The sequence below is a fragment of the Leucobacter sp. M11 genome (assembly GCF_035726885.1).
Taxonomy (GTDB): domain Bacteria; phylum Actinomycetota; class Actinomycetes; order Actinomycetales; family Microbacteriaceae; genus JAPFRB01.
The window spans coordinates 510,850-514,799 of the sequence record NZ_JAPFRB010000001.1 but is presented as its reverse complement, the minus strand read 5'-3'; the positions used below and the strand labels follow the sequence as shown (position 1 = coordinate 514,799).

The window sequence follows — 3,950 nt, the reverse complement described above, 5'->3', positions numbered from 1 at the left end:
GCGCAGCTGCGCCGCAACGGACGCGAGGACTTCCTGATCCTGGAGCGGGCCGGGCAGGTCGGCGGCACCTGGCGCGACAACACCTACCCCGGGGCGGCCTGCGACGTGCCCAGCCACCTGTACTCCTTCTCCTTCGCGATGAACCCCGAGTGGTCCGGTTTCTACACGCCGGGCCCCGAGATCCAGGACTACCTGGTGCGCGTCGCGAACGACGAGGGGCTCGCCCCGCACCTGCGCTTCCACGCCAACATGGAGGAGGCGCGCTGGGACGCGGACCGCGAACGCTGGGAGGTGCGCACCCCGCGCGGCACTTACTCCGGGCGCATCCTCATCACGGGAACCGGCCACCTCGCCGATCCGAGCCTCCCCGAGATCCCGGGGCTCGCCGACTTTGACGGCCCGATCTTCCACTCGGCCCGCTGGGATCACGACACCGATCTGACGGGGAAGCGGGTCGCCGTCGTCGGGGCGGGGGCCTCCGCGATCCAGGTGGTGCCCACGCTCGCCGAGATCGTCGAGGAACTCGTCGTCTTCCAACGCACCCCGGCCTGGGTGATTCCCCGCATCGTGAAGCCCTACTCGGCGGCGACCCAGCGCATGTTCGCGCGCAACCCGGAGACGATGCAGCGGGAGCGGGACGACATCTTCTGGTTCGCGGAATCCTCCTACGCCCAGCGGCGCGGGGTGCCCGCGGCCCTCGACCAGGTCACCGGGCAGGCGCTAGGGCACCTCGCCGCGGGGGTCAGCGACCCGGAGCTGCGCGAGCAGCTCACGCCGGAGTACACGCCCGGCTGCAAGCGGGTGCTGTCCTCGAACACGTACTACCCGGCCTTCATGCGGCCGAATGTGCGGCTCGAGCCGAGCGCCCTCGCCGGGGTTGCGGCGGGCGAGGCGATCGGCGCGAGCGGCGCGGGGTACGCGGTCGACGCGATCGTGCTCTGCACGGGCTTTGAAGCCGCGCAGCCGCCCTTCGCCGATCACATCCGCGACGCCGAGGGGCGCACCCTCGCCGAGCACTGGAGCACGGGGATGGCGGCCTTCGACTCGACGGCGGTCGCGGGCTTCCCGAACCTGTTCTCGATCAACGGGCCGAACACGTCCCTCGGCCACAACTCCATCGTCTACATCATCGAGTCCCAGGTGCAGTACGTCCTGGAGGCGCTCGACCGGATGGACCGCGAGGCGCTGCCGGTGCTCGTGCCCGCGGCGCCCGCCCAGGAGAAGTACGTCGCGAAGATCCAGGAGCGCGCGGCGACCTCGGTCTGGCTCCGGGACGGCGGCTGCCAGTCCTGGTACGTCGACCCTCGATCCGGAAACCTCACCCTGATCTGGCCGGACTATGCCTACGACTTCCGCGCGCGCAACGGCCACTTCACGGGGGAGGGCTTCCTCTCCCGCGACGCGGACGGCGCGGAGGTCCCGGTCTCCCCTCGTGCGCCCGAACGGAGCGTCACGCTCGTCTAATCCGGCACGCCGAGGAGCCCGGGCCCGGGAGCGGGCCCGGGCTACTCGGCAAGCAGCCAGACGAGTTTCGTCTGGTTCTGGGCCGGGTCGGCGTCCGGCTCGGGGTTCGTGAGGTACTGCTCCCAGGCCAGCGGGCCCGGGGTAAGCCCCTGCTCCGCCAGCCAGGCGAGGAGGGTGCCGTAGGCGTCGGGGAGCTGGGCGTAATCGCCCAGCACCATCATCTCGGCGGCCGGGCCCCCGGGCAGGAGCTGGTCGACCACGTCGCCGTGTCCCGGAAAGGCCTCGGCCACCGGGAAGCCGACCGTGAGGTCGAGGGTGTCCCCGGGCATGCTGTTGCTGATGCCCATCGGCGGCCCGCTCGGGGTGACGCCGGTGGCGGCGAAGGCCGCGCCAAGCGCGGGGAACGAGGCGTCGTAGTGCTGCGGGATCTCGCGCATCGGGACGACGCGGCGAATCCCTGCGACGTGCTGCGGGGCGAGCGTGACGAGAATCGGTTCGAGCGTCGGCATGGCGGTCCTCCCAGGAGTCAGGGTTTTACCCTACGCCCGGGGGTCTCGGACCGGCAAGGGGGTGCCCACTCCGGCGCGGGCTCAGGCGGCCCCGGGGCCTGCGGCGTCCGGCTCCCGCGTGCGCAGGGCGGCGATCAGGGCCCGGCTCGCCGCCCGCGCCTCCGCGCAGCGCTCGTCCTGCTGCTCCGGCTCCGCGGCGGCGACCCAGGCGGACGCGGCGTTGAGCGCGCCGTCAACGAGCACGGCCAGCGCCCCGGGGGAGCCCTCGGGGCGGAGGCTTCCCGCGGCCTGCCCCGCGCCGATCAGTTCCGCCAGGGCCTGCACGCAGGCGCTGTCCCGGGCGGAGACGCGCGGGCCGAGCACCGCGGGGGCGTCCCGGAACAGGATGCGTTGCGCCTCCGGTTCGAGGGTGAGCAGGACGAAGGCCTCGGCGCGGGCCGCGAGTGCCTCGGCGGGGCCGTCGGCCGCGGATGCGACGCGGTCCAGCTCGGCGTCGATGTCCGCGTCGATGGCGTCGGCGACCGCGGCAAGCAGGCCGCTCTTGCCGCCGAAGTGGTGGTAGAGCGCGCCCCGGGTGAGGCCGACGCTGGCGGTCAACTCGTCCATCGAGGTCTCGGCGTAGCCCGAGGCCGCGAAGGCCGCCCGCGCGGCTCGCAGGAGCTTGGCTCGGGTCTCGTCGATCATCTGTGCGCGACTGCGTGCGGTCATGGGCACCTCCGCCCCGAGTCTAATTGACATACGTTGCGTATGCGAAATAGGATCCGGGGTGACATACGCCGCGTATGTGAATCAGATTGAGAGCCCCCCATGACCTCCAGCTACGCCGCCCTCCTGCGCACGCCGGGCGCGATCCCGCTCACGGCCGCGGGGCTCGTCGCCCGCATGCCGCTGTCCATGATCGGCATCGGGCTCATCACGATGGTCTCGAGCGCGCGCGGCAGCTACGCTCTGGCGGGGGCGCTCGCCGCCGTGTTTGCGCTCAGCGCGGCGATCGCCGGGCCGCAGGTGGCGAGGCTCGCCGACCGCTGGGGGCAGCGCCGGGTGATCCCGGCGGCGGCGCTGCTCAGTGCCGGGTCGCTCGCGGGCCTGCTCCTCAGCTTTCGCTTGGGCGGGCCGGACGCGGCGTTGTTTCTGTTCGCGCTGGGCGCCGGCGTGGCCCCCAGCGCCCCCGCGCTCGTCCGGGTCCGCTGGGTGGGCCTCCTCCGAGGGCGACCCGAGCTGCACGCCGCCTTTGCGTGGGAGGCCGTGCTCGATGACCTGAGCTTCGTGCTCGGCCCGCCGCTCGCGATCGGGCTGAGCGTCGCCTGGTTCCCGGAGGCGGGCCCCCTGGTCGGCGGGGTGCTCCTGCTGCTCGGCTCCCTCTGGCTCCTCGCCCAGCGCGGCTCGGAGCCGGGGATCAGTGCATGCGGTGACGGGCCTCGGGGCGGGCGCTCGAGCGCGCTGCGGCACCGCACCGTCTGGGGGGTCGCGCTGATCATGGTGGCGATGGGCGCGATCATTGGCACGGTGGATGTGGCGAGCGTGGCCTTCGCCCAGCAGCAGGGCTCCCCGGGGCAGGCGGCCGTGGTGCTCGCCGTGTACTCGATTGCTTCGGCGATCTCGGGCGTGCTCTTTGGCGCGCTCCGGCTTCGGCGGGCCACGCGCTCGCTGTTGCGGGTGGGGATTGTCGGCACGGCGGTGACCACGGTGCCGCTGCTCTGGGTTGGCTCGACGGCCGGGCTCGCCGGGGCGGTGCTCGTTGCCGGGGTGTTCTTCGCGCCGACCATGATCCTCGCGACGAAGCTGATCGAGGAGGAGGTGCCGACCTCCGCGCTGACCGAGTCCCTCGCCTGGGCGACGGCGGGGCTCGTGACCGGCACCGCGGTCGGCCCCGCGCTCGCTGGGCCGCTGATCGACCAGTCCGGCGCGGGCGGGGGCTTTGCGGTCTCGATCGTCTCCGGGGCGGCGCTTGTCGCGCTGCTCGCGGTGACCCGGGCA

At 73.1% G+C, this 3,950-nt stretch carries 4 protein-coding genes; 2 read left to right on the top strand and 2 right to left on the bottom strand.

Going from position 1 to position 3,950, the window contains the following annotated elements:
- On the top strand, positions 1–1,464 hold a 1,464-nt coding region (locus tag OOT08_RS02640), incomplete at its 5' end, for a flavin-containing monooxygenase (protein ID WP_325090992.1).
- 41 nt (positions 1,465–1,505) lie between these two features.
- On the opposite strand, the gene OOT08_RS02635 is transcribed toward OOT08_RS02640, so the two are convergent.
- Complete coding sequence (locus OOT08_RS02635) at positions 1,506–1,973, bottom strand: GyrI-like domain-containing protein (protein ID WP_325090991.1); 468 nt, start codon at positions 1,971–1,973, stop codon at positions 1,506–1,508.
- Positions 1,974–2,054: 81 nt separating this feature from the next.
- A complete protein-coding gene (locus tag OOT08_RS02630) occupies positions 2,055–2,681 on the bottom strand; it encodes a TetR/AcrR family transcriptional regulator (RefSeq protein WP_325090990.1) in 627 nt (208 codons plus the stop codon).
- 99 nt (positions 2,682–2,780) lie between these two features.
- Between OOT08_RS02630 and OOT08_RS02625 the strand changes: the two genes are divergently transcribed.
- On the top strand, positions 2,781–3,950 hold a 1,170-nt coding region (locus OOT08_RS02625), incomplete at its 3' end, for an MFS transporter (protein ID WP_325090989.1).